Consider the following 23,414-nt stretch of genomic DNA (forward strand, 5'->3'; position numbering starts at 1 on the left):
TCGTTCAAGGCACCGCGCGCATGCCCCATCCCGTCCGCACCGTAGGCCCGTTTCCCGAGTTGGCGCGCATGCCACCGCCCGCGGCGCCGCGCCGGCTGTTGCGCGCGGCCGTGGCGCTGTGGCTGGTGGCGGCGCTGGCCTCGCTGGGGCTGGCCGCGATGGACCGCTTCCAGGCCGACGGCTTCGAGCAGCAGATGCGCCCCCTGCGCCAGCTGGCCGTGGTGCGGGCCGAGCTGACGCCGCGGCTGCAGGCCGGCGCCGCCGAAGGCAACGCGCCGCGCGACGCGGCCGAGCGTGCGGCCTGGCTGCATGCGCTGGAGCGCGTGAATGTGCTGGGCCAGCGCGTGGCGGGCGCGCCGCTGGGCCTGCCCAACACGCTGTCCGAGCAGGCCCTGGCGCTGCATGCGCAATGGGCCGGCGCGGACCTGGCGCGCTCGCCCTGGAGCGGCGCGGAGGCCGGCCCCAGCCGTTCGGCCCTGGCGGCCCTGTTGCAGGAGGCCGAGCGCGTGGAGGCCCAGAGCGAAGCCCGGCTGGCGCAGTCGCGCGCGTTGCAGCAGCGCCGGTACTGGCTGGCCTGGTCGGCCCTCGGCGCCGTGTTGCTGCTGGGCCTCGGCGCGGCCTGGCGCTGGGAGCGGCGCTGGCGCAAGCTCGAGACCGCCCTGCATGCCGACGCCGCGCAGCACCGCCAGATGCTGGACCTGCTGCCGCAGATGGTCTGGATTTGCGATGCCGAGGCGCACTCGGAGTACCTCAACGAACGCTGGGCGCAATTCAGCGGCAAACCCGTGCGCGAGCTGCTGGGCGCCGGCTGGCTGGACCTGATCCATCCGGACGACCGCCCGACCGTGCTCGGCGAGTGGCGCATGCTGCAGTCCAGCGGCGCCGACCGCCTGTCCGACTTCCGGCTGCGCCATGCCGATGGCAGCTACCGCTGGTGCAATGTGCGCTTCGGCGCCGTGGGCGGCAAGGCCGGCCGTCCCCGGCGCTGGTTCGGCACCAGCAGCGACGTGCACGAGGTGCGCCAGGCCAGCCAGGCGCTGGCGCGCAGCGAGGAGTTCCACCGCTCGCTGCTCGCGTCCCTGAACGAGGGCGTGATCGCCTACGACGCGCAGGGCCTGGCCACCGCCGCCAATCCGGCGGCCCAGCGCCTGCTGGATCTGCGCGCCGAGGACATGCTGGGCACCCATCCCAAGGACTGGGGCCTGGTGCTGCACGACCTGCAGGGCCAGCCGCTGGTGGCCGGCCAGACACCGGTCGGCCGCGTGCTGGCCGACGGCCAGGCCCGTCGCGACGTGATGGTGGCGCGCACCGACCGCCACGGTCGGCGCCAGTGGCTGTGCGTCAACGCCGAGCCCGTGCACGGCGGGCCCGGCGGCACGCTCAGCGCCGTGGTCTGCTCGTTCACCGACGTGACGGTGCAGCAGCAAGGCCAGCGTCAGGCGCTGGATCAGCTCGAACGCGAGGTCCAGTCGCGCACGCGCGAGCTGACCGGCATGCTGCAGGACCGCACCGAGGACCAGCAGCGCATGCAGGCCCTGAACGCGCAGCTGCAGGAAGCCGAGCGCTTCGCCCACCTGGTGGCCGACAGCGTGCCGGGCCGCCTGGTCTACTGGGACAGCGGGCTGCGCTGCCGCTTCGTCAACCGCACGCAGCGCGAATGGTTCGGCGAGACCTCCGAGGACGTGATCGGCCGCACGCTGGTCGAGGTGCGCGGCGCCGCCTTCGCCGAACGCGTAGCCTTGCGTGTGGCGGCCGCGCTGGCCGGCGAACCGCAGGAGTTCGAGCAGGTCGAGTACAGCGTGCGCGGCGAACGCGCCGACACGCGCGTGCAGTACATCCCCGACCGGCGCGAGGGCGAGGTCAAGGGCTTCGTGGTGCTGGCCACCAACATCACGCGCCACAAGCAGGCCGAGCAACTGCTGCGCGAGCGCCACGAAGAGCTGGAGCAGGCGCGCGACCGCGCCGACGCGGCCAACCAGGCCAAGACCATCTTCCTGGCCAACATGAGCCATGAGATCCGCACGCCGCTCAACGCCATCCTGGGCTTCGCGCACCTGCTGCGCCGCGAGATCGACGACACGGCCCAGCAGCAGCAGCTCGGCCGCATCGTCGGTGCGGCCAGCCAGCTGCTGCAGCAGCTCAACGACATCCTGGACCTGTCGCGCATCGAGTCCGGCCAGCTGCGGCTGGAGCAGGCCGAGTTCTCGCTCGACGGCCTGCTCGCGCGCAGCTGCGCCGCGGTGGTGGACGCCGCGCGCGAGAAGGACATCGAACTGGTGCTGCATGCCGAGCCCTTGCCCGACCTGCTGCGCGGCGACGCCGCGCGGCTGCTGCAGGCGCTGCTGAAGCTGCTGTTCAACGCCGTGAAGTTCACCGAGCGCGGCCTCGTGATGCTGCGCGTGGAACTGCTGGCGCAAGAGGGCGACACGCTGCTGCTGCGCTTCGCCGTGCAGGACACCGGCATCGGCATCGCCGCCGAGGACCTCGGCCGGCTGTTCACGCCCTTTGCCCAGGCCGACGGCACGAGCACCCGGCGCCACGGCGGCACCGGCCTGGGCCTGGCGCTCACGCGCAGCATCGCCGAGCAGATGGGCGGCGAAGCCGGGGTCGAGAGCCAGCCCGGCCGGGGCAGCCGCTTCTGGTTCACGGCGCGCCTGGGCGTCGCCCAGGCCGAACCGCCGGCACAGCCCGCCGCGCTGCGCGGCCTGCGCGCGCTGGTGGTGGACGACCTGCCCGAGGCCCGCGACACGCTGGCCGAGCTGCTGCGCGGCCTGGGCCTTGTGGCCGACACGGCGCCGGACGGCGCCCAGGCGCTGGTCCGGGCGCAGCAGGCGCTGCAGGACGGCCGGCCCTACGAGTTGCTGCTGCTCGACGGTGCCATGCCGGGCATGGACGGCGTGCAGACCGGCATCGGCCTGGCGGCGCTGGCGCCGCCGCGTGCCATGGTGCTGCTGGCCACGCACGACCGCGCTTCGCTGCACCAGCTGGCGCGCGACGCGGGCTTCGGCGCCGTACTCGCCAAGCCCATCACGGCGGGCCTGCTGCGCGACACCTTGCTGCGGCTGGTGGCCGACGCCGGCGCCGTCGACACCCAGGCCCGGCCGCAGACCTTGCTGGCCAGCACGGCCGGCGCGCGCGTGCTGCTGGCCGAAGACAACCTCGTCAACCAGGAAGTGGCCACGCAGCTGCTGCATGCCGCCGGCGTGCAGGTGGATGTGGCAGGCGACGGCGCCCAGGCCCTGGAGATGGTGCGCAGCCGCCCCTACGACCTGGTGCTCATGGACGTGCAGATGCCGCACCTGGACGGACTGGAGGTCACGCGCCGCATCCGCCAGGAGCCCGCGCTGGCGCAGTTGCCCATCATCGCGATGACCGCGAACGCTTTTCCCGAGGACCGCCAGGCCTGCCTGGAGGCTGGCATGAACGAGCACCTGGCCAAGCCGGTCGATCCACGCGAACTGCATGCCGCGTTGCTGCGCTGGCTGCCGGCGCGGCTCGGCGAAGGCCGGCCGCCGGCGCCGCTGCCGCTGGCCGGCCCGCAGCCCGCGCCGCGGGCGGCCGCGCCGGCAGGTTCTGCCGACGTCGTCGCGCGCATGGCGGACCTGATCGACCTGCCGCAGGCGCTGGAGTATGCGGCCGGCCAGAACGACATCCTGCTGCGCGTGCTGCAGCAGTTCGTGGCCCACTACGCTGCCACCGGCGCCACGCTGGTGCGGCTGCTCGAGGAAGGCGAGCGCACCGCGCTGGCGCGGGCGCTGCACGGCTTGCGCGGCGTGGTCGGCATGATCGGCGCAGGCCGCCTGCGCGAGATGAGCGCGGCGCTGGAGGCGGCGCTGGCCAAGGGCGCGCCGGCCGACGAACTGCGCGCCCCGCTGGAAGAACTGCGCAGCGCGCTGGACGCGCTGGTCGCCGCGGTCGCGCAGCGGCTGGGCTGATCAGCCGTCCACGCGCTCGAAGCGGTAGCCGAAGCCGTAGACCGACACCATCTTCCAGCCGTGCGTGCCGTCCAGCTTGAGCTTGCGGCGCAACCGGCTCACGTGGGTGTCCACGGTGCGTGCGTCGACCTCGGTCGACACGCCCCAGACCTTGTCGAGCAGGAAATCGCGCGAGAGCAGCTTGCCCATGTTCTGGAACAGGCACACCGCCAGGTCGAACTCCTTCTGCGTGAGCTCCATGGACTGGCCCGCCATGGCCAGGCGCTGGCGCGTGATGTCGATCTCGTACTCGCCCGCGCGCAGCACCGGCAACTGGCCGGGGCGCGCCCGGCGCGAGGCTGCCGCGATGCGCGCCAGCAGCTCCAGCGGCTTGGCAGGTTTGACGATGTAGTCGTCGGCGCCGGCCTCCAGCGCCGCCACGGTCACGGGTTCTTCCTCGCGCGCCGTGATGACGATGCAGGGCAGCTGCCAGCCCACGGTCTTGCGCACCCACTGCAGCACCTCGCCGCCGTTGCCGTCAGGCAGCATCCAGTCGATCAGGGCCAGGTCGAAGGTCTCGGCCTGCACGCCGGCCTGGAAGGCGGCAGCCGTCTCGAAGCCCTTGCAGGTGTGGCGGCCCTGCTGCACCAGCAGCGTGAGCAGCTCGCGCTGCACGGGGTCGTCCTCCAGGATGGCGATGTGCACTCTTGGTCCTCTCAAAGCATCGGAAGGTCGGCGGCCTGGCGCGCGCGCGCGGTCGCGCGGACCGGGCCGGTAATGACAATCACGGCCCATCTGCCACCTCTTGGAGACCGCTTCCGATGCCAACCCATGGTCTGACGCTGGCTTATTGGTACCTGCTCGCGGCCGCCGTGCTGCCGTACCTGACGGCCTGGATCGCCAAGGCCGGCGCCTTCGGGCTGCACGACAACCAGGCACCGCGCGCGTGGGCGGCACGCCAGAGCGGCTGGCGCGCCCGCGCACTGGCGGCCCAGCACAATGGCTTCGAGGGGTTGCCGCTGTTCATGGCCGGCGTGCTGGCGGCCCACCAGTTCGGCGCCGCGCAGGCGCGCATCGACGCGCTGGCGCTGGCCTACCTGGTGCTGCGCGTGGCCTACGTCGCGCTGTACATCCAGGGCCGCGGCACGCTGCGCAGCCTGGCCTGGACGCTGGGGCTGGCGGTCAGCGTGGCGCTGTTCTTCGTGCGCTGAGCAGCTCCGAGGGCGCGCATCCACGGCACCGTTGTCGGTGCACCCGGCGGGGCAAACCGCAGTGGCCGGCACCGTGCCGCATCCGAGCGCCCCCAACCGCACCGCCAACTGCATGGATTTCCTTGCTTGAAATGATCGGATTTTGAAACAGTTTCTCGAACTTTTGTGTTGGGAGTCGCCCCGATCCAACGCTGCCGAGTCCGGCAGCGTGCGGCCCGTCGGCGGCCGTCAGCCCTGGGCGTCGCGGCCCAGTTCGCGCGCCAGGCGGCGCACCAGCTGCACCAGGTCGCGATGCAGCTGCAGGCCCGGGGCGGCCAGCGTGGCGGGCGCCGCACCTTCGGCCAGCTGCTGCTCGAAACCGCGCAGGGCCCTGAGCAGCGCAGGAGCGCCCACCGTGGTCAGCGCGCCGCGCACCGAGTGGCAGACCTTGCGCCAGCGCGCCCCCACTTCGGCCGGCGTGCCGCTGGTGTCCAGCAGCTCCGGCAGCCCCTGGGCATAGGTTTCGACGAAGCGGCCGAGCGCGCGCTCCAGGATGGGCGTCTGCCCGGCCACATGGCGCAGTGCCTGCTCCACATCGAAACCGGGCACGCGCGCCAGCCGCGCCTGCAGCGGCTCGCCCTGTTGCGGCCCGCCGGCCTGCAGCAGCGGCTGCAGGCCGGAGGAGGCGGGTTCGCGCAGCGGCAGCCAGCGCAGCAGCTTGGCGTACAGGGCCTCGGGATCGACGGGTTTGCCCACGTGGTCGTTCATGCCCGCGTCCAGGCAGGCCTGGCGGTCCTCGGCAAAGGCGTTGGCGGTCATGGCGATGATGGGCGTGCCCTCGCCATCGCGCTGGCGGATCGCGCGGGTGGCTTCGGTGCCGTCCATCACGGGCATCTGCACGTCCATGAGGATCAGATCGTAGGAGCGCGACAGCGCCATTTCCACGGCGCGGCCGCCGTCCCAGGCCGTCTCCACGACCAGGCCGACGAGTTGCAGCAGGTCCTGCGCCACCTCGCGGTTCACCGGGTTGTCCTCGGCCAGCAGGATGCGCTGGCCGGCATGGCGCTGCTGCAGCAGGCTGGCAGCATCGGAGGCATGCAGGCCGGCGGCTTCGGCCCCGGTTTCGGCGCTGCGCAACAGCTCGACAAGGCGCTCCTGCAGGGCCGCCGAGGTCAGCGGCTTGAGCATCACGGCATCGAAGTGGGCGGCGCGGGCGCGCGCCACCAGCGTCGGTTCGTCGAAGGCCGTTACCAGGATGCTGGGCGGGATGCCGTCGCCCAGCAGCGCGCGCAGGCGCCGCAGGGTCTCGATGCCATCGGCCGGTTCCATGCGCCAGTCGATCAGCAGCACGTCGTAGGCCTGGCGCGCCGCCATGCGCGTCTCGATGCGGCGCATGGCCTCCTCGCAATTGCGCACCGCATCGACCTGCACGCCCAGCAGCTGCAACTGCTCGCCGATCACGGCCAGGGCTTCCGGCAGGTCGTCGATGACGAGCGCGCGCAGGCCCTGCAGCGCGGGCTGGATGGCGGGCCGGGGTGCCTGCGCCGCGCGGCCCAGCCAGGCCGTGAACCAGAAGCTGCTGCCCGAGCCGGGCGCGCTGTCCACGCCGGCCTCGCCGCCCATGGCGCGGGCCAGCTGGCGCGACAGGGCCAGGCCCAGGCCGGTGCCGCCGTGGCGACGGGAGGAGGAGTTGTCGGCCTGCTCGAAGGCATTGAACAGCGCCGCCTGGCGGTCGCGCGAGACGCCCGGTCCGGTGTCCTGCACCTCGAAGCGCACCAGTTGCCGCTGCGCGTCTTCCTTGACCACCGCGCCGCGCACGCGCACCCAGCCCGTCTCGGTGAACTTGACGGCATTGGTCAGCAGATTGATGAGGATCTGCGACAGCCGCGTGGGATCGCCGCGCAGCCGGCGCGGCAGGTGGTCCTGGTCCAGGATCAGCTCCAGGCCCTTGCTGCGGGCCTGACCGGCCACCAGCTCGACGGCGCGGGCCAGCACGCCGTCCAGCGAGAACTCGATGTTCTCCAGCGTGAGCTTGCCGGCTTCGATCTTGGAGATGTCCAGGATGTCGTTGATGACCTGCAGCAGGTGCTGGGCGGCGGCGCCCACCTTGTCCAGCCGCTCGCGCTGGGTGCGGTCGCGCGCGTCGCGCGCCAGCAGGTGGGTCAGGCCGATGATGGCGTTCATCGGCGTGCGGATCTCGTGGCTCATGTTGGCCAGGAAGGCCGACTTGGTGCGACTGGCGGCGTCGGCCTCCTGGCGCGCGGCCACCAGCGCCGCATTGGCCTGCTGCAGGGCCAGCGTGCGCTCTTGCACGCGCTGCTCCAGCGTGGCGGCCATCTGGCGTAGGCCGTCCTCGGCCTCCTTGCGCTTGGTGATGTCGGTTGCCACGCCCAGCAGGATGCGCTGGCGGCCGTCCAGCGACAGGATGGGGCGCTTGATGGTGCTGAGCCAGCGCGTGCTGCCATCGGCGGCGACCAGTTGCTCTTCCTCGATCAGCAGGTCGCGGCCGCTCTCGATGACCTGCCGGTCGGCGGCGAAGAAGCGCCGCACCTGGGCATGGTCGGGGTTGAAGTCCAGTTCGCTGCGGCCGACCAGCGATTCCACGTCCGTGCCGTAGGCCTCGGCCAGTGCCTGGTTGGCGAGCACGAAGCGGCCTTCGGCGTCCTTGGCGAAGATCAGGTTGCGGTTCAGATCGATCACGCGGCGCAGGAAGGCCTGCTGGAACTGCAGTTCGCTGGTGCGCTCCTGCACGCGTTGCTCCAACTCGGCATTGAGCTGTTGCAGGTGGTCCTCGGCCACGGCCCGGGCCTGCACCTCCTGGCGGATGGCGCGGAACAGCAGCACGAACAAGATCGTCAGCAGCACCAGCGTGGCCAGCAGGGCCACCAGCGTGGAATCGCGCTGCGACTCGGCGCGGCGCAGGCGGGTTTCCAGCAGCGCCGCTTCGGCGGCGTCCATTTCGCGCACGAGTTCGCGCAACTGCTGCAGGTTCTGGCGCGTGCTCTCGTTGCGCAGCAGATCGCGCGCCGGCTCCGGGCCTTGGCGAATCAGCGCGGAGCCGACAGCCTCGAGCATGCGCAGATGCGCCTCGGTCAGCTCCGTCAGGCGCGCCTGGCGCGCCAGCTGCTCGGGGTTGTCGCTGACGAGGCCGCGCAGGGCGGCCAGGTTGCGGCGCGTCGCAACCGCCCAGCTCTCGTAGTCGGCCGAGAACTGCAGCTCGCCGGTCAGCATCTGGTTGCGGCGCGCGAGTTCGGCGTCGGCGATCGCGCCGTAGACGCCGGCCAGCTCCGCGCGTACTTCCTGCGTGTGCGCGATCAGGCGCGCCGTGTCGGCGAAGCGTGCCGCCGTCGTGTAGGTGAGGCCACCGCCCATGAGCACGAACAGCGCGGTCGGGATGAATCCCGACAGCACCAGCGTCTCGATGCGGCTGCGCACCCGTGAACCGGGCTGGGCGTGCAGCGTGGCGGCCAGCAGGTGCGCTGCCGTGCCCAGCAGCAGGAAGGCCCAGGCCGTCTGCAAGGCCACCGGCGGCGCGATGCGGTCGGACACGATGGCCCCGATGTTCCAGAGGTAGCCGACGAAGGAAACGAGGCCGATGCCTGCCACCAGGGCTGCGGTGGTGCGGACCAGTGGCAGCATCCGCGGGCGCGGCATGGCGGCGATGGCACCGGCCAAGGCCACCAGCGCGATTGCGCCGTAGGGGGGGCTGTGGCCGCGCGCCCGGTTGAAGGCCGTGTCGTGGTCGTCGAACAGCGCCTCGTCCAGCCCGGGGTTCCAGTCGAACAGGTACTCGGCCAGTGTCACCAGGCCCAGCAGGGCCACGGCGCCGGCCAGCCCGAGCGCCCAGCGGTCGGCCGTCGGGCCCGGTCGGGTGCGCAGCCACAGCGCAGCCGAACAGGCCAGCAAGCCCACGGCGGTATTGGCCTTCATCTGGGCAGCGCCCGGGAGCACGCTCCGCAGCGCGGGCAGGTCGAAGGCCCAGCCCGCCAGCACCGCCATGGCCAGGAGCGCAGACAGCGTGCAGGCCAGCTGGGCGAACTTCAGGCGCGGGCTGCGCGGGTCCGTGGGCGGCATGGCAAACCTCCGTGGGAGGGCGGCTGCAAAACCGCCGAGCCTAAGCGCCTCGCCGGGCTGGGCGCGTAGGACAGGGCGACGAGCACGGCCATGCGCTCATGCGGCCAGCGCGGCCGGCGGCACGCCGGGCCAGGTGCCGTGGACCGGCGGCATCGGCCTCGCGGCAACCGTCGACCGGCAGCGGCCGCGGTGGTCTTGGTGATGGTGCTGCGCATGGGTGACCTCGTCGCGCTCGGGTGACGGGCGCCATTGTCCCGGCCGATGCCTGGCGACCGTGGCGCAACGGTGGCGGCGTGCGGCGCGGCGCGACACAGTCGCGTCACATTTCGGGCGGGCTATCGCCGCTGCGCATCCTGCGCCTGGCAGCGCGCGCAATCCACATTGATCTCCATGCCGTGGGCATGCAGGCCCAGGCCGGCCAGGGCCTGCTCGACCTGGTTGCCCAGGGCCGGGTTGTCCCACTCGGTGGCATCGCCGCAGCGTCCGCAGACCAGGAACACCGGGTCGTTGTGCGGGTGCGGGCCGTGCTTGCAGACCACGAAGCTGCTGGTGGCCGCGACCTTGTGGACCAGGCCCTGCTCTACCAAGAAATCGAGCGCGCGGTAGACCGTCATCGGCGCCACGCCCGGGTTCAGCGCGCGCATGTCGGCCAGCAGGTCGTAGGCCTTGCCCGCGCCGTCGCGCGCCAGCAGCAGCTCCAGCACCAGCGCGCGCTGCTCGGTCAGCTGCGCGCCCTGGGCCGCGCAGCGCGCCTGGGCCTCGGCCAGTGCCTGCCGGTGCTGCCGCGGCGTGGGCTGCTTGGCGGTCTGCACGGGGGCACGGGGAGCGGTCTTGCGGGGCATGGCCCGGATTTTAGGTGGGGCCCTCCCGGCGCAGCAGCGCGGCCAGGCCCAACCCGCACAGCGCCAGGGCCACGCAGGCGCCGCTGGGCCAGTCGCGCGCCCAGGACAGGACCAGGCCCAGGGCACAGGCGAGCGCTGCCAGGGCCTGCGCCCAACCCAGGCGCAGGCCGCGCGCCAGCCACAGGGCCGGCGCGATCAGCAGCGCGAACACCAGGTACAGGCCCAGCGCCGGCACCGCGGCGCTCAGTGCGAGCGCGAACACCGGGTAGAACCAGACGTCGCGCCCGAGCCGGCCGGCGGCGAGGGCCACCAGCAGCGACGCGCCGCCCAGCAGCGCGGTGGCCGACCAGGGCGCCCACAGCACGTCGGCGGCCAGCAGGGCCGTCAGCAGCTCGCGGCCGTGCGGTGCCTGGGCGGCGGCCAGCACGGCGACGCTGGCGCCGGCCACGTAGACCAGGCCGATCAGCGCCTCGCGCTGGCGCGGCGCGCGCCGTGCGATGGCCCGCACCGCCGCGGCGCCGGCCAGCGCCGCCACGGCGGCGGCCAGGGCCGTGGCCCAGGCCGGTGGATGGTCCAGCAGCAGCGCGCAGGCCAGCGCGCCGCACGCCGCCACCTGGGCCACGGCGAGGTCGATGAAGACCACGCCGCGCGCCAGCACCTGGGCGCCCAGCGGCACCAGGGCCAGGCAGGCGACGGCCAGCGCCGCCACCGGCGCGGCCAGCCAGGCCAGTGCGTCCAGGCTCAACGCGGCTCCAACAGCTGCGCGATGAGCCCGTCGAACAGCGCCGCCAGCTCGGGCGCCTGCCCGTCCTCGGTCACCGTGGACGGCAGCTGCAGCAAGCGCGTGCCGCCACCCAGCTGCTGCGCCAGCCACTGCGCCGGTCGCCCATCCTGGTAGAGCGACACGACCACGGCGCGCGGTGGCGCGGCGCGCATGGCCTCGAGCACGCGCTGCAGATGGCCCGGCGTGGGCGGCATGCCGGGCTTGGGCTCCAGGTCGGCCACCTGGGCCATGCCCAGCCAGTGCCACAGGTAGGCGTAGGTGCTGTGCTGGGCCGCCACCTGGGTGCCGCGCAGCGGCGCCGCCCGTTCGCGCCAGGCCGCCATGCGGGTGCGCCAGTCGGCTTCGAAGGCCTGCCAGCGTTCGCGGTGCGCGGCGGCGCGTGCAGGCTCGAGCTGCTGCAGGCGTTGCGACAGCGCCTGGGCGATGGCCAGCAGCCGGTCCGGGTCCAGGTGCACGTGCGGGTTGCCTTCGCTGTGCACGTCGCCGTCGAACGGTGTGCCGGGCGGGCGCGGGTCGATCAGCGTGACATGGTCGGCCGCGTAGAACATGCCGGCCGCACCGTCCTGCACGCGCGCGTTGCCGGCGCGTTGCTGCAGCATGGGCAGCCAGCCGGCCTCCAGCGCGGCACCCGTGCAGACCGCGAGGTCGGCGCGGCGCAGCGCCGCGATCAGGCTGGGGCGGGCCTCGATGTGGTGCGGGTCCTGGCGCGCATGCGTGGCGCTCGTGACCTGCGCCTGCGGCGCGAGCTGGCGCACCAGCGCCGCCCATTCGGGCTCGCAGGCGAACACGGTCAGCGCCTGGCTGGCGCCGGCCGAGGCCCAGAGCAGCAGGGCCGTGAGACTAGAACGCATGCGCAGCATGGGCACCGAAGGACAGGACGTATTGGAGTTGCAGCGCATGCTTGCCGGTGTCGAAGCCCACCGCATCGCGCTGGCGCGTGAACTGCAGGCGCAGGCTCTGCATGTGCGTGGGCTTGTAGGCCAGCATCACGGCGTCTTCGGCCAGCCTGGCGCCGTGGAAGTGGTCGCCATGCGGCTGGCGCACGCGCAGCAGGTCGGTGCGCACGCCCACTTCCCAGCCCGGCGCGAAGCGGTACACGGCGCTCAGGTAGTGCGCCCTGTGCTTGTCGCCGCTGGTGGCGTAGCGGTTGAGGTCGTGCACCTCGGCGTACTCGTAGGCCAGGCGCAGTTGCTGACGGGCGTTGTTGCCCTCCGGCGCCCACTTGTAGGCCAGGTCGAACAAGTACAGGTGCTTGCCGCTGTAGGCCGCGCCGTGGGCGTGCGCGTGGTCGTGGCCATGGTCGTCGCCGCCGTGGTCGTGGTCGTCCTCCAGCGCGGCCTCGCGCCGGTTGTTGAGCCACGACAGGCCGGCCTGCCAGCTGTGCGAGCGGCCGATGTCGCCGCCGGTGCGCGCCGTGAGCACGAAGGCGCCCGGACTCTGCGTGCGGCTGGCCTCCTGCACCAGCTGGCGCCCGCGGAACACCTCGGCGCCCAGGCGCAGGTACAGGTCGGTCGGCGCGGTCCAGTTCAGGCGCAGGCCGTCGTCGTACCAATGGCCGCCCAGGAAGGCGCGGTAGAGCAGCGGGCGCTCGACGAAATCGTCGGCATGCGGGTGCTGCTCGTTGAGGTAGCCCAGCTGCGAGGAGAAGCGGCCGGCGCGCGCCTGCAGGCCGGCGGGCAGGCTGCGCGTCTGCACGAAGGCCTCTTCGAGTTCGGCCTCCAGCTCGTCGTCGTGGCTGTGCACGGCGGTCGTCACCTGGGCCTGCAGCGCGCTGCCCACGGGGCCGAACAGGCTGATGTCGCTGTGGCCCAGGCCCAGGCCCTGCACGCGCTGGCCGAGCGCCGGCACGCGCGAGGAAGCGGCCACGTCGAGCACGGCGCCGAACTGCCAGCGCTCGGCCGGTGCCGGCGCTTGCGCCTGGGCACTGCTGGCCGCGGCCAGGGCCGCCGTCAAGGCCAACCGCTTCATCGTGCGATCCCCAGCCAGGCCAGGTAAGAGGGCGTGAAGCCCAGCGCCACGCGCTGCTTGATCTGCAACTGGCCGGTGTCGAGCACCAGCAGCTGCCGCCCGTTCGGGTCGCTCAGGTAGACCTCGTCGCGCGCGCCGTTGGCCGCGAAGGCCGGAAACGGTGCAGCCGCGGGCATGGACGGGACAGCGCCCGGCACGGTCACGCGCGTGGTCCACGCGCCGGCCTCGCGTTGCAGCGCGTACAGCGTGCCCTGGTCGTCGAGCACGAACAGCGTGCGCCCCGTGCGGTCGAAGCCATGGGCACGGCGCAGCCGGCCTTCGCCCCAGCCGGCGATGGCGATCGCCGTGGCGGCGTCGGTGGCCGGGTCGATGTCGTAGAAGCGGGTGGTGGACGGCGTGCCGCTGTTGCCGATGCCGACGAAGCGGGCCAGGGCAGGGTGGCCGGCGATGGTGGAGATGCCCGAGGGCGTCGTGACGCGCGTGGCGGCGAAGTTGCCGCCCGCCGCAGGGCGCACCAGCAGCGCGCCGTCGCTGCAGCCGGCGATGGTGGTCTGGGCCTGGGTGTAGCTGCCGTGCATGCCGGGGCACAGCGCGTCCAGCCGCTGCACCACACTGTAGGCGCTGCCCTGGCGGCGGTAGATCTCCACCTGGGTGGGCGCGGTGGCGCCGGCCACCAGCGCGCTGGTGACCAGGTGCTCGCCGTTGGGCTCGGCGAAGCCATGCATGGGCGCGGTCAGTGGCAAGGTGGCCGCCACCTGGCCGGCACCGATGCTGGCGTCCGTCAGCAGCAGCGCCGAGGCGTTCTGCGCGGTGGCGGCGCGGCCGTCCATGAACAGCGCGGCCTGGCCGGCGCGGTCGTCGTAGTGGGTGGGCTGGGGGCCGTCCACCCGCAGCGCCAGCAGCCGCGGGTCCTGCTTGTAGTCGTGGTCGTGGTCGCCGTGGTCTTCCTGCCAGATGCCGCCGTCGACGATCTGCGTGGTGTCCTGCGTGCGCTGCAGCGCCAGCGCGTAGCGGCCTCCGGGGCTGGCGTAGACCGCGCTGGGGCTGTTGGCGAGGGTGAAGCTGGCCACCACGTTGGCGCTGTCCAGGTCGTGCAGGCGCAAGGTCGGCGAACCGTTCTCGGCGATGGCCAGGCGGCCGGCCGTGTCGATGTCGTGGTCCTCGTGGGCATGGTCCTCGTCGTCGCCACCGCCGCCGCCACAGGCGGCCAGGGCCAGGGCGGCGACGAGGCCCAGTGCGAAACGGGTGGAACGGAAAGCGGCGTGGCTCGGCATGGTTCTCCTCTGAAATGCCTGGTTCGTGGGATGCAGAGTTATAACATAACGTGTTACACAGTCACATTCGAAGAGGCCAGCCGCAAAAGCACAGGGGCCGGATGCGCGATGCGCATCCGGCCCCGGCGGGTGGATCGGCGAAGGAGGGGGCGTCAGTGCGCCTCGGCCGCCTTGGCGGCCTCGATCGCATCGGCCGTGTTGTCGCCCGTGCCGTTGAAGTAGATGTTGAGCAGCACGGCGGAAATCGCCGTCAGCAGGATGCCGGACTCCAGCAGCGGGTGCAGGCCGTGCGCCATCTGCTGCATCCAGCGCGGCGCCACCAGCGGGATCAGGCCGAAGCCGATGGCCAGCGCGACGATGTACAGATTGTTGCGGTTGCCGCGGAAGTCCACCGCCGACAGGATGCGGATGCCGGTGGCCGCCACCATGCCGAACATCACGAGCCCGGCGCCGCCCAGCACGAAGGTGGGCACGCTCTCCACCAGCGCCCCCATCTTGGGCAACAGGCCCAGCACCACCATGATCACGCCGCCGGCCACGCAGACCCAGCGGCTGCGCACGCCGGTCACGCCGACCAGGCCCACGTTCTGGCTGAAGCTGGTGTAGGGGAAGGTGTTGAACACGCCACCGATCACGGTGCCCAGGCCATCGGTGCGCAGGCCGGCGGCCAGCTCGGCCTGGGAGATCTTCTTGCCCGTGATGTCCGACAGCGCGAGGAACATGCCGGTGGACTCGATCATCACGACCACCATGACCAGCGTCATGGTCAGGATCATCACCGGGTCGAAGGTCGGCATGCCGAAGGCCAGCGGCGTGACGATGTCGAACCATGCCGCCTCGGCCACCTTGTGGAAGTCCATCTTGCCCATGGCCACGGCCACGGCGCAGCCGGCCACGATGCCCAGCAGCACCGAGATGTTGGCGACGAAGCCGCGGCCGAAGCGCACCAGCAGCAGGATGAAGACCAGCACCGCGGCGGCGATGCCCATGGTGTCGAGCGCGCCGTACTTCGGGTTGTCCTGCATCGGGATCGGGCCCAGCAGCTGGCCGACCGGCACGCCCTTGGCCTCGGCCGCGGCGCGCGTGGCGTCCACCAGGCGCACCAGCGCATCGGCGTTGACGGTCTGCGCCATCGAGGCCGGGCCGCCCATGGCCCAGCCCACGCCCACGCGCATCAGGCTGATGCCGATGACGGCGATGATGGTGCCCGTCACCACGGGCGGGAAGAAGCGCAGCATCTTGCTGATGGCCGGCGCGATCAGCATGGAGATGACGCCCGCGCCGATGATGGCGCCGAAGATCGCGCGCGCACCCTCCACGCCCGGCATGGCGTTGGCGAAGGCCACCATCGGGCCGACCGCCGCGAAGGTCACGCCCATCATGACGGGCAGGCGGATGCCGAACCAGCGCGTCATGCCGAAGGACTGGATCAGCGTGACGATGCCGCAGCAGAACAGGTCGGCGCTGATCAGCATGGCCACCTGGTGCGGCGTGAGCTGCAGCGCGCGGCCGACGATCAGCGGCACCGCAACGGCGCCGGCATAGATCACAAGGACATGCTGCAGGCCCAGCGCGGCCAGGCGGCCGGTGGGCAGGCGTTCATCCACGGGGTGGATAGCGGGCGTGGTCATCGGGGCGTTCTCCACAGACTTCGGACAAGTGCACGCGCGCTGGACGGCTTTCAGTGGGGGAAGCCGCGGCCAGTGCCGGCCGGTTCTTCCCCCCACCACAGCGGGTTCTGTGAGGAGCTTTGGTCGCAAAACCCCTTGGACAAGGGGACCCGCGGCGACCTGGGTATACGGCTTATCGTATACACCTTAGAACGTTTTTGTCTCCGGATAAACCCTTTGATCGCATACGGATGAAGCTCAGGACCCGCGGTAGGTGCTATAGCTGTAGGGGCTCACGAGCAGCGGCACGTGGTAGTGGCCGGCCTTGTCGGCGATGCCGAAGTCCAGCGGCACGCTGTCGATGAAGGGCGGCTCGGGCAGCTGCACGCCGCGCGCGCGGAAGTAGGCCGCCACCTCGAAGACCAGGCGCCAGCGGCCGGTTTCCATGGTGGAGGCGTCCAGCAGCGGGCCGCCGTCGTTGCGGCCGTCGGCGTTGAGCGTGATGGCCTTGACGGTCTGCGCGCTGCCGTCGGCCTGCACGCGCTGCAGGGTGACGCGCATGCCCGCGGCCGGGCAGCCGTTGGCGGTGTCGAGGACGTGGGTGCTCAGGTGTCCCATGGTGCTTGTTCCTTTCGAAGTGTGGTGGGCAGGGGCTGGATCGTATACGCGATCAGGCGCCTGCACGCCTCCGCAGCCGCGGAAGCGATGCAAGCGCCGTACCCGCAGGGGCGGACGGACTCAGGCCGGCTTGTCGCCGATCTTGAACTGCGACAAGGCCTCGAGCGCGCGCACCATGCCCGAGTGGTCCCAGGCCGCGCCGCCCTGGGCCACGCAGGCCGAGAACAGCTGCTGCGCGCCGGCCGTGCCCGGCAGCGCCAGGCCCAGCTGGCGCGCCGCGCCCAGGGCCAGGTTCAGGTCCTTCTGGTGCAGCGCGATGCGGAAACCCGGCTCCACGGTGCGCGCGACCATGCGCTCGCCCAGCACCTCGAGGATGCGCGAGCTGGCCAGGCCACCCAGCAACGCCTCGCGCACGCGGGCCGGGTCGGCGCCGGCGCGGGCCGCGAACAGCAGGCCCTCGGCCACGGCCTGGATGGTCAGCGCCACCACGATCTGGTTGGCCACCTTGGCGGACTGGCCGTCGCCGCTGCCGCCCACGCGCGTGATGTTCTTGCCCATCACGGCCAGCACGGGCTTCGCACGCTCGAACACCTCGGGCTTGCCGCCGCACATGATGGACAGCGTGGCGTTGCGCGCGCCCACGTCGCCGCCGGAGACCGGCGCGTCCAGGTAGTCGGCGCCCAGCGCCTCGATGCGGCGCGCGAAGTCCTGCGTCTCCACGGGCGAGATCGAGGACATGTCGATCACGAGCTTGCCCTTGCCGCCGTTGGCCAGGCCTGCCGCCACGCCGTCCTCGCCGAACAGCACGGTCGCCACGTCGGGCGTGTCCGGCAGCATGGTGATCACGATGTCGGCGCGCTCGGCCACGCCGCGGGCCGAGGTGCATTGCGTGGCGCTGGTCTCGGCGAGCGCGGCCGGCACCTTGCCCAGCGTGTGCAGGAACAGCTGGTGGCCGGCGCGGATGAGGTGTCCTGCCATGGGCGTGCCCATGACGCCCAGGCCGATGAAACCGATCTTGAGAGAAGAAGTCATGTCTTGGAGCTTGTCGTTGTCAGTGGTTGGGAATCCAGGAAAGGCCGGCCTCGGTACGGCCCGCGGGCTTGTATTCGCAGCCGATCCAGCCCCGGTAGCCGATGCGGTCCAGGTGGGCGAACAGGAAGGGGTAGTTGATCTCGCCCGTGCCCGGCTCGTTGCGGCCGGGGTTGTCGGCCAGCTGGATGTGGGCGATGCGCGGCAGCTGCTTCGTGAGCGTGGCCGCGAGTTCGCCTTCCATGCGCTGCATGTGGTAGATGTCGTACTGCAGGAAGACATTGGCCGCACCGATCTCGTCGATCAGCGCCAGCGTCTGGCCGCTGCGGTTCAGGTGGAAGCCCGGGATGTCGTAGCTGTTGACCGGCTCGATCAGCAGCTTGAGCCCGGCGCCGGCCAGTTGGGTGGCGGCGTAGCGCAGGTTCTCCACCAGCGTGGCGTGCACCTCGGCGATGTCCGCGCCGGCCGGCGTCTTGCCCACCAGGCAGTTGAGCTGCGGCACGCCGAGCACGCGGGCGTACTCGATGGCCTGGCCCACGCCGGTGCGGAACTCGCGCTCGCGCCCCGGGATGCAGGCGATGCCCCGCTCGCCGGCGTCCCAGTCGCCGGCCGGCAGGTTGTGCAGCACGAGCTGCAGTTGCTGCTCCTGCAGGCGGGCCAGGATGTCGGCAGCCGAGTAGGGGTAGGGGAACATGAACTCGACGGCCTGGAAGCCGGCGCGGGCGGCAAGTCCGAAGCGGTCCAGGAACGGGACCTCGTTGAACAGCATCGTGAGGTTGGCGGCGAATTGGGGCATGGCGTCCTCCCTCAATCCAGCATGGCGGCGGCGATGGCCGTGGGCACGTCGGATTTGCTCGTGGCCAAATCCTCGAACTCCACCACGTTGTCGATCTCGGTGCCCATGGCGATGTTGGTCACCTGCTCCAGCAGCACCTCCACGACGACAGGCACGCGGTACTCCTCCATCCAGGCCTCGGCCTGGCGGATGGCCGGCGCGATCTCGTCGGACCGGTGCACGCGGATGGCCTTGCAGCCCAGGCCTTCGACCACCTTCATGTGGTCCACGCCGTAGCTGCGCACCGGCTCGTCGGCCGGCGTGTTGATGTTGTCGAAGGCCAGCTGCACGCAGTAGTCCATGCCGAAACCGCGCTGGCTCTGGCGGATCAGGCCCAGGTAGCTGTTGTTCACGACGATGTGCAGGTAGGGCAGCTTGAACTGCGCGCCCACGGCCAGTTCCTCCAGCATGAACTGGAAGTCGTAGTCGCCCGACAGCGCGACGATCTTGCGGCCCGGATCGGCGGCGCGCACGCCCAGCGCGGCGGGCACGGTCCAGCCCAGCGGGCCGGCCTGGCCGCAGTTGATCCACTGGCGCGGGCCGTAGACATGCAGGAACTGCGCGGCGGCGATCTGCGACAGGCCGATCGTGGAGACGTAGGTCACGTCCTTGCCGAAGGCGTTGTTCATGCACTGGTACACGCGCTGCGGCTTCATGGGCACGCTGTCGTAGTTGGTCTTGCGCAGGTACTGCACGTCGCGCTTGCGGTCCTGGCATTCGGCGGCCCAGGCAGAGCGCTCGGGCAGCCTGCGCTGCGCGGCGCGCTCGCGGGCGGCCTGCACGAAGAGTTGGAGTGCGGCCTTGGCGTCGGAGACGATGCCGTAGTCGGGCGCGAACACGCGGCCGATCTGGGTCGGCTCGATGTCGACGTGGATGAACTTCCTGCCCTTGCAGTAGACCTCGGGGCTGCCGGTGTGGCGGTTGGCCCAGCGGTTGCCGATGCCCAGCACGAAGTCGCTTGCCAGCATGTTGGCGTTGCCATAGCGGTGGCTGGTCTGCAGGCCGCACATGCCGGCCATGAGCGGGTGGTCGTCGGGGATGGTGCCCCAGCCCATCAGCGTGGGGATCACGGGGATGCCGGTCAGCTCGGCGAATTCCACCAGCAGTTCGGACGCGTCGGCGTTGACGATGCCGCCGCCGGCCACGATCAGCGGGCGCTCGGCGAGCTCCAGCATGTCCAGCGCCTTGTCGATCTGCGCGCGCGTGGCGGCCGGCTTGTAGACGGGCAGCGGCGCGTAGGTGTCGATGTCGAACTCGATCTCGGCCATCATCACGTCGAAGGGCAGGTCGATCAGCACCGGGCCCGGGCGGCCCGAGCGCATCAGGTGGAAGGCCTGCTGGAACGCGCGCGGCACCTGGGCCGGCTCCAGCACCGTGGTGGCCCACTTGGTCACGGGCTTGACGATGCTGGCGATGTCCACGGCCTGGAAGTCTTCCTTGTGCAGCCGTGCGCGCGGCGCCTGGCCCGTGATGCACAGGATCGGGATGCTGTCGGCGCTGGCCGAGTACAGGCCGGTGACCATGTCGGTGCCGGCCGGGCCCGAGGTGCCGATGCACACGCCGATGTTGCCGGCCTTGGCCCGCGTGTAGCCCTCGGCCATGTGCGAGGCGCCCTCGACATGGCGCGCCAGCACGTGGCCGATGGTCTGGCGCTCGCGCAGCTGCGCATAGAGCGGGTTGATGGCGGCGCCGGGCACGCCGAAGGCCTGGGTCACGCCTTCTTTCTCCATCACGAGCACGGCGGCCATCGCCGCCTTCATCTTCGCCATTGCAGGTCTCCTGGGTTGGTGCAATCGGAGGCAATGGTCGTGAAGCAGGCGCCTGGCGTGAACGCCTGGGCGTGGATATGAACTATTCCGCGTTGGAATAAGCGGGCCTACACTGAACCCATGGATGAGCGGAACGGAGACAGCGGCCAAGCGCAGCGATGGCCCGAGCCCCAGGCCGAGCGCAGCGATGGCCCGAATGGGACACCGGGGACGCCTTCTTTTGCCTACTTTTCTTGGCGAGACAAGAAAAGTCGGTCGGGGTGTGGGGGAGAAGCCCCCACCTCCTCACGTCGATCAGACGTCTTGGTCGATAGAACGCACCGTGTTCGCACCAGCACCAGAGGCCGGGATTGCCCCCGGCAGTGCAGTCACTTTCTCTTGTTTCGCCAAGAGAAAGTAACCAAAGAGAAGGCGACCCCGGTGCCCCCGTCCCTCCGCTGGCGCTCCGGGCAACCTGCGGTGCTCGCGGCCTGGGCGCATTGCACAACTCGCACCACTCACTGCGTTCGTTCAGCTCGAACAAGTGCAATGAGTCAGATGTTGAAGCGCGTGGTTCCCCGCGCCGCCCAGGCCCCTGCGCGCCTCGGCGTGGGCACAGGGGCCCCGGGGTACGGGGACACATTCGGGCCATCGCTGCGCTCGGCCCTGGACCGTTCGGCCCTGGCCCGTTCGGCCACCATGGCGCTTTGCGGAAGGGAGCACTGACATGGACCGCCTCATGACCATGCAGGTCTTCGTGCGCGTCGTGGAGACGGGCAGCTTCAGCAAGGCCGCGGCCGAGCTGGCCACCACCCAGCCCACGGCCACCAAGGCCGTGGCCGAGGCCGAGCGCCGGCTGGGTGCGCGCCTGTTGCACCGCAGCACGCGCGGCGTGACGCCGACCGAGGTCGGCCTGCTGTACTACGAGCGCTGCAAGGCCCTGGTGCGCGATGCCGACGAGGCCGACAGCGTGGCCGCGCTGGTGCAGGGCGGCGGCAGCGGCCTGTTGCGCATCAACTGCTCGGTGGCCTTCGGCCGGCGCGTGCTGGTGCCGCTGGTGCTGCGCTACATGCAGGCGCATCCGCAGCTGCAGGTGGAACTGTCCTTCGACGACCGCTACGTCAACCTCGTGGAGCAGGGCGTGGACCTGGCCGTGCGCATGGGCCGGCTGGCTGACTCGGCGCTCGGGGCGCGCTACCTGGGCCGCAACCCCTGGATGCTGGCCGGCGCGCCGGCCTATCTGGCCGCGCGCGGCACGCCGCAGCGGCCCGCCGACCTGGCCGGGCACGACTGCCTGGTCTACAGCAGCGTGCAGGGCGATGCGCGCTGGCCCTTCGTCACGCCCACGGGCGAGGAGCAGGCCCAGCCCGTGCGCGCCGTGCTCAAGTCCAACAACCTCTCGGCCCTGCTGGCGGCCTGCCGCGCCGGCATGGGGCTGGCGGTGCTGCCCTGGTACGTGGCCCACCGCGCCCATGCAGAGGCTTCCATCGTGCAGTTGCTGGCCGACCATGCCTTGCCTTCGCAGGAGATGCACGCGGTGTTTCCTTCGCCCAAGCTGGTGCCGGCCAAGGTCACGGCCTTCATCGCCTGGCTGCAGCAGCAGTTGCAGGGCGAATGGTGGGGCGCCGATCTGGCGCAGGCCGAGTAGGGCATCTTTTCGCGCGGCGCTGTATTCAGTTTTTGGTGGCTTCTGCTGCGGAGACTCGCCATCTCCGAGGAGGAGGGACGCTCTGGCGATACCCATCCCGCCGCACGGGACTTGCGCTACCCCGAATTACTGTACACAATCAAAGGCATCAATCGTCTTCAATCCATCATGCCCCGCAAGCCCGCCTCTTCCCTGCGCCTGGTGGAACCGGTGCGCACGCCGCGCGATGCGCCCAGCACCACGGACCAGATCGTCGAGTCCATCACGAGCGCCATCGTCGAGCAGCGCCTGATGCCCGGCACCAAGCTCGTGGAGCAGCAGATCGCCGATGTGTTCTCGGTCTCGCGCACCGTGGTGCGCCAGGCGCTGAACCAGCTCAGCCGCAGCCGGCTCGTCACGCTGCTGCCCGCGCGCGGCGCCTTCGTGGCCACCATGTCGGCCGAGGAGGCGCGCCAGGTGTTCGAGCTGCGCCGCCTCGTCGAAGGCGGCATGGCGCGCGAACTCGCGGCCCGCATCACCGACGCGCAGATCGCGCAGCTGCGCGCCCATTTGCAGGACGAGCGCGATGCGGTCAAGCGCGCCGACGTGAGCGGCCGCACGCGCTTGCTGGCCGATTTCCATGTGATCCTGGCACGGCTGCTCGGCAACGAGGTGCTGGCCGAACTCATCGCCGACCTGCTGTCGCGCTCGCAACTCATCGCGCTGATGTACCAGAGCGGCCACTCGGCCGAGCACTCGCAATCCGAGCACATCGAGATCGTCCAGGCGCTGGAAAAGCGCGACGGCCGCGCCGCCGCCCGGCTCATGGAGCAGCACATCACGAGCGTGGAGCGCAACCTGCGGCTCGATCCACGCACCCCCGACTTGGCCGCCGTGCTGCGGCCCAGGCACTGAAACCCGAGAGACCAGACCACGACCATGGCATCCCCGACCCCCGCTTCCCGCTACCCGCGCGACCTGCGCGGCTACGGCCGCAACCCGCCCCATGCGCAATGGCCCGGTCGGGCCCGCGTGGCCGTGCAGTTCGTGCTGAACTACGAGGAGGGCGGCGAGAACTCCGTGCTGCACGGCGATGCCGGCAGCGAGCAGTTCCTCTCGGAAATGTTCAACCCCGCCGCCTACCCGGACCGCCACCTGTCCATGGAAGGCATCTACGAGTACGGCTCGCGCGTGGGCGTGTGGCGGCTGCTGCGCGAGTTCGAACGGCGCGGCCTGCCGCTCACGGTGTTCGGCGTGTCCATGGCGCTGGAGCGCTGCCCCGAGGTCACGGCCGCCTTCGTCGAGCTGGGCCACGAGATCGCCTGCCACGGCTGGCGCTGGATCCACTACCAGAACCTCGCGCCTTCGGTGGAGCGCGAGCACCTGGAGCGCGGCATGGAGATCATCCAGCGCATCACGGGCCAGATGCCGCTGGGCTGGTACACGGGCCGCGACAGCCCCAACACGCGCCGCCTCGTGGCCGACCATGGCGGCTTCGAATACGACAGCGACTACTACGGCGACGACCTGCCGTTCTGGCTGCGCGTGAAAAAGACCGACGGCAGCCTCGCGCCGCACCTGGTCGTGCCCTACACGCTGGACTGCAACGACATGCGCTTCGCGCTGCCGCAGGGCTTCAGCCATGGCGACGAGTTCTTCGAGTACCTGCGCGACGCGTTCGATGTGCACTACGCCGAGGGCGACGAACGCCCCGCGATGATGAGCATCGGCATGCACTGCCGACTGCTCGGCCGGCCCGGCCGCATGCGCGCGCTGCAGCGCTTCCTGGACCATGTGCAGTCGCACGAGCGGGTCTGGATCACGCGCCGCATCGACATCGCGCGCCACTGGAAGCAGGTGCATCCCTTCGATGCCAACACCGCCTTTGTCTGGGAGTGAAC

Annotated in this window: 17 protein-coding genes; 5 read left to right on the plus strand and 12 right to left on the minus strand. The window is 71.3% G+C overall.

Annotated elements, in window-relative coordinates; genetic code table 11:
- The first annotated feature begins 20 nt into the window (after positions 1-20).
- Positions 21-3,935 (plus strand): response regulator, encoded by a 3,915-nt coding sequence (locus IE209_RS22530; RefSeq protein WP_189689161.1) that lies wholly within the window; start codon positions 21-23, stop codon positions 3,933-3,935.
- Here the strand turns inward: IE209_RS22530 and IE209_RS22535 are convergent, their stop codons facing one another.
- The gene (locus IE209_RS22535) at positions 3,936-4,619 is read right to left on the minus strand and encodes a response regulator transcription factor (RefSeq protein WP_189689162.1); all 684 of its coding nucleotides are present in this window, start codon (positions 4,617-4,619) and stop codon (positions 3,936-3,938) included.
- Positions 4,620-4,735: 116 nt separating this feature from the next.
- Between IE209_RS22535 and IE209_RS22540 the strand changes: the two genes are divergently transcribed.
- Positions 4,736-5,125: an MAPEG family protein gene (locus tag IE209_RS22540; RefSeq protein WP_189689163.1), complete on the plus strand. Its 390-nt coding sequence runs from the start codon at positions 4,736-4,738 to the stop codon at positions 5,123-5,125.
- Between the two features lie 228 nt (positions 5,126-5,353).
- Here the strand turns inward: IE209_RS22540 and IE209_RS22545 are convergent, their stop codons facing one another.
- From IE209_RS22545 to gcl, 11 genes are all read right to left on the minus strand, one after another.
- On the minus strand, positions 5,354-9,178 hold the full coding sequence (locus tag IE209_RS22545) for a response regulator (RefSeq protein ID WP_189689164.1): 3,825 nt from the start codon (positions 9,176-9,178) through the stop codon (positions 5,354-5,356).
- A gap of 335 nt (positions 9,179-9,513) precedes the next feature.
- A complete protein-coding gene (locus tag IE209_RS22550; RefSeq protein ID WP_189689165.1) occupies positions 9,514-10,020 on the minus strand; it encodes a Fur family transcriptional regulator in 507 nt (168 codons plus the stop codon).
- A gap of 10 nt (positions 10,021-10,030) precedes the next feature.
- Entirely contained in the window at positions 10,031-10,765 is a 735-nt protein-coding gene (locus IE209_RS22555) for a metal ABC transporter permease (protein WP_189689166.1), read from the minus strand.
- Positions 10,762-11,655 carry a metal ABC transporter solute-binding protein, Zn/Mn family gene (locus IE209_RS22560; protein WP_189689167.1) on the minus strand — a complete coding sequence of 298 codons (894 nt, stop codon included), beginning with the start codon at positions 11,653-11,655 and terminating at the stop codon, positions 10,762-10,764. Before IE209_RS22560 ends, IE209_RS22555 begins: the two co-directional genes overlap by 4 nt.
- On the minus strand, positions 11,645-12,772 hold the full coding sequence (locus tag IE209_RS22565) for a hypothetical protein (protein WP_189689168.1): 1,128 nt from the start codon (positions 12,770-12,772) through the stop codon (positions 11,645-11,647). The genes IE209_RS22560 and IE209_RS22565 overlap by 11 nt, the downstream gene beginning before the upstream one ends.
- Positions 12,769-14,046 (minus strand): hypothetical protein, encoded by a 1,278-nt coding sequence (locus tag IE209_RS22570; RefSeq protein WP_189689169.1) that lies wholly within the window; start codon positions 14,044-14,046, stop codon positions 12,769-12,771. Before IE209_RS22570 ends, IE209_RS22565 begins: the two co-directional genes overlap by 4 nt.
- 152 nt (positions 14,047-14,198) lie before the next feature.
- Positions 14,199-15,677: a nucleobase:cation symporter-2 family protein gene (locus IE209_RS22575; RefSeq protein WP_189689170.1), complete on the minus strand. Its 1,479-nt coding sequence runs from the start codon at positions 15,675-15,677 to the stop codon at positions 14,199-14,201.
- 237 nt (positions 15,678-15,914) lie between these two features.
- Positions 15,915-16,274 carry a hydroxyisourate hydrolase gene (gene uraH / locus IE209_RS22580; RefSeq protein ID WP_189689171.1) on the minus strand — a complete coding sequence of 120 codons (360 nt, stop codon included), beginning with the start codon at positions 16,272-16,274 and terminating at the stop codon, positions 15,915-15,917.
- Positions 16,275-16,394: 120 nt separating this feature from the next.
- Entirely contained in the window at positions 16,395-17,306 is a 912-nt protein-coding gene (locus tag IE209_RS22585) for a 2-hydroxy-3-oxopropionate reductase (RefSeq protein WP_189689172.1), read from the minus strand.
- Positions 17,307-17,325: 19 nt separating this feature from the next.
- A complete protein-coding gene (gene hyi / locus IE209_RS22590) occupies positions 17,326-18,099 on the minus strand; it encodes a hydroxypyruvate isomerase (protein ID WP_189689173.1) in 774 nt (257 codons plus the stop codon).
- An 11-nt stretch (positions 18,100-18,110) separates the two neighbouring features.
- A complete protein-coding gene (gcl, locus tag IE209_RS22595; protein WP_189689174.1) occupies positions 18,111-19,907 on the minus strand; it encodes a glyoxylate carboligase in 1,797 nt (598 codons plus the stop codon).
- A gap of 706 nt (positions 19,908-20,613) precedes the next feature.
- Here gcl and IE209_RS22600 point away from each other — a divergent pair.
- The 3 genes from IE209_RS22600 to puuE all read left to right on the plus strand — a co-directional run bounded on the left by IE209_RS22600 (position 20,614) and on the right by puuE (position 23,412).
- Entirely contained in the window at positions 20,614-21,534 is a 921-nt protein-coding gene (locus tag IE209_RS22600) for a LysR family transcriptional regulator (protein WP_189689175.1), read from the plus strand.
- A 168-nt stretch (positions 21,535-21,702) separates the two neighbouring features.
- Positions 21,703-22,428 carry a GntR family transcriptional regulator gene (locus IE209_RS22605; RefSeq protein WP_189689176.1) on the plus strand — a complete coding sequence of 242 codons (726 nt, stop codon included), beginning with the start codon at positions 21,703-21,705 and terminating at the stop codon, positions 22,426-22,428.
- Between the two features lie 24 nt (positions 22,429-22,452).
- Complete coding sequence (gene puuE, locus IE209_RS22610; protein WP_189689177.1) at positions 22,453-23,412, plus strand: allantoinase PuuE; 960 nt, start codon at positions 22,453-22,455, stop codon at positions 23,410-23,412.
- Positions 23,413-23,414: the final 2 nt, after the last annotated feature.

It is taken from the genome of Pseudorhodoferax aquiterrae, assembly GCF_014652235.1.
Classification (GTDB): Bacteria; Pseudomonadota; Gammaproteobacteria; order Burkholderiales; family Burkholderiaceae_C; genus Pseudorhodoferax; species Pseudorhodoferax aquiterrae.

Coding starts and splice junctions, on each gene's coding strand:
- IE209_RS22530 (WP_189689161.1), top strand. CDS start 21: ATGCCCCATCCCGTCCGCACCGTAGGCCCGTTTCCCGAGTTGGCGCGC.
- IE209_RS22540 (WP_189689163.1), top strand. CDS start 4,736: ATGCCAACCCATGGTCTGACGCTGGCTTATTGGTACCTGCTCGCGGCC.
- IE209_RS22545 (WP_189689164.1), bottom strand. CDS start 9,178: ATGCCGCCCACGGACCCGCGCAGCCCGCGCCTGAAGTTCGCCCAGCTG.
- IE209_RS22550 (WP_189689165.1), bottom strand. CDS start 10,020: ATGCCCCGCAAGACCGCTCCCCGTGCCCCCGTGCAGACCGCCAAGCAG.
- IE209_RS22560 (WP_189689167.1), bottom strand. CDS start 11,655: ATGCGTTCTAGTCTCACGGCCCTGCTGCTCTGGGCCTCGGCCGGCGCC.
- IE209_RS22565 (WP_189689168.1), bottom strand. CDS start 12,772: ATGAAGCGGTTGGCCTTGACGGCGGCCCTGGCCGCGGCCAGCAGTGCC.
- IE209_RS22570 (WP_189689169.1), bottom strand. CDS start 14,046: ATGCCGAGCCACGCCGCTTTCCGTTCCACCCGTTTCGCACTGGGCCTC.
- IE209_RS22575 (WP_189689170.1), bottom strand. CDS start 15,677: ATGACCACGCCCGCTATCCACCCCGTGGATGAACGCCTGCCCACCGGC.
- uraH (WP_189689171.1), bottom strand. CDS start 16,274: ATGGGACACCTGAGCACCCACGTCCTCGACACCGCCAACGGCTGCCCG.
- IE209_RS22585 (WP_189689172.1), bottom strand. CDS start 17,306: ATGACTTCTTCTCTCAAGATCGGTTTCATCGGCCTGGGCGTCATGGGC.
- hyi (WP_189689173.1), bottom strand. CDS start 18,099: ATGCCCCAATTCGCCGCCAACCTCACGATGCTGTTCAACGAGGTCCCG.
- gcl (WP_189689174.1), bottom strand. CDS start 19,907: ATGGCGAAGATGAAGGCGGCGATGGCCGCCGTGCTCGTGATGGAGAAA.
- IE209_RS22600 (WP_189689175.1), top strand. CDS start 20,614: ATGGACCGCCTCATGACCATGCAGGTCTTCGTGCGCGTCGTGGAGACG.
- IE209_RS22605 (WP_189689176.1), top strand. CDS start 21,703: ATGCCCCGCAAGCCCGCCTCTTCCCTGCGCCTGGTGGAACCGGTGCGC.
- puuE (WP_189689177.1), top strand. CDS start 22,453: ATGGCATCCCCGACCCCCGCTTCCCGCTACCCGCGCGACCTGCGCGGC.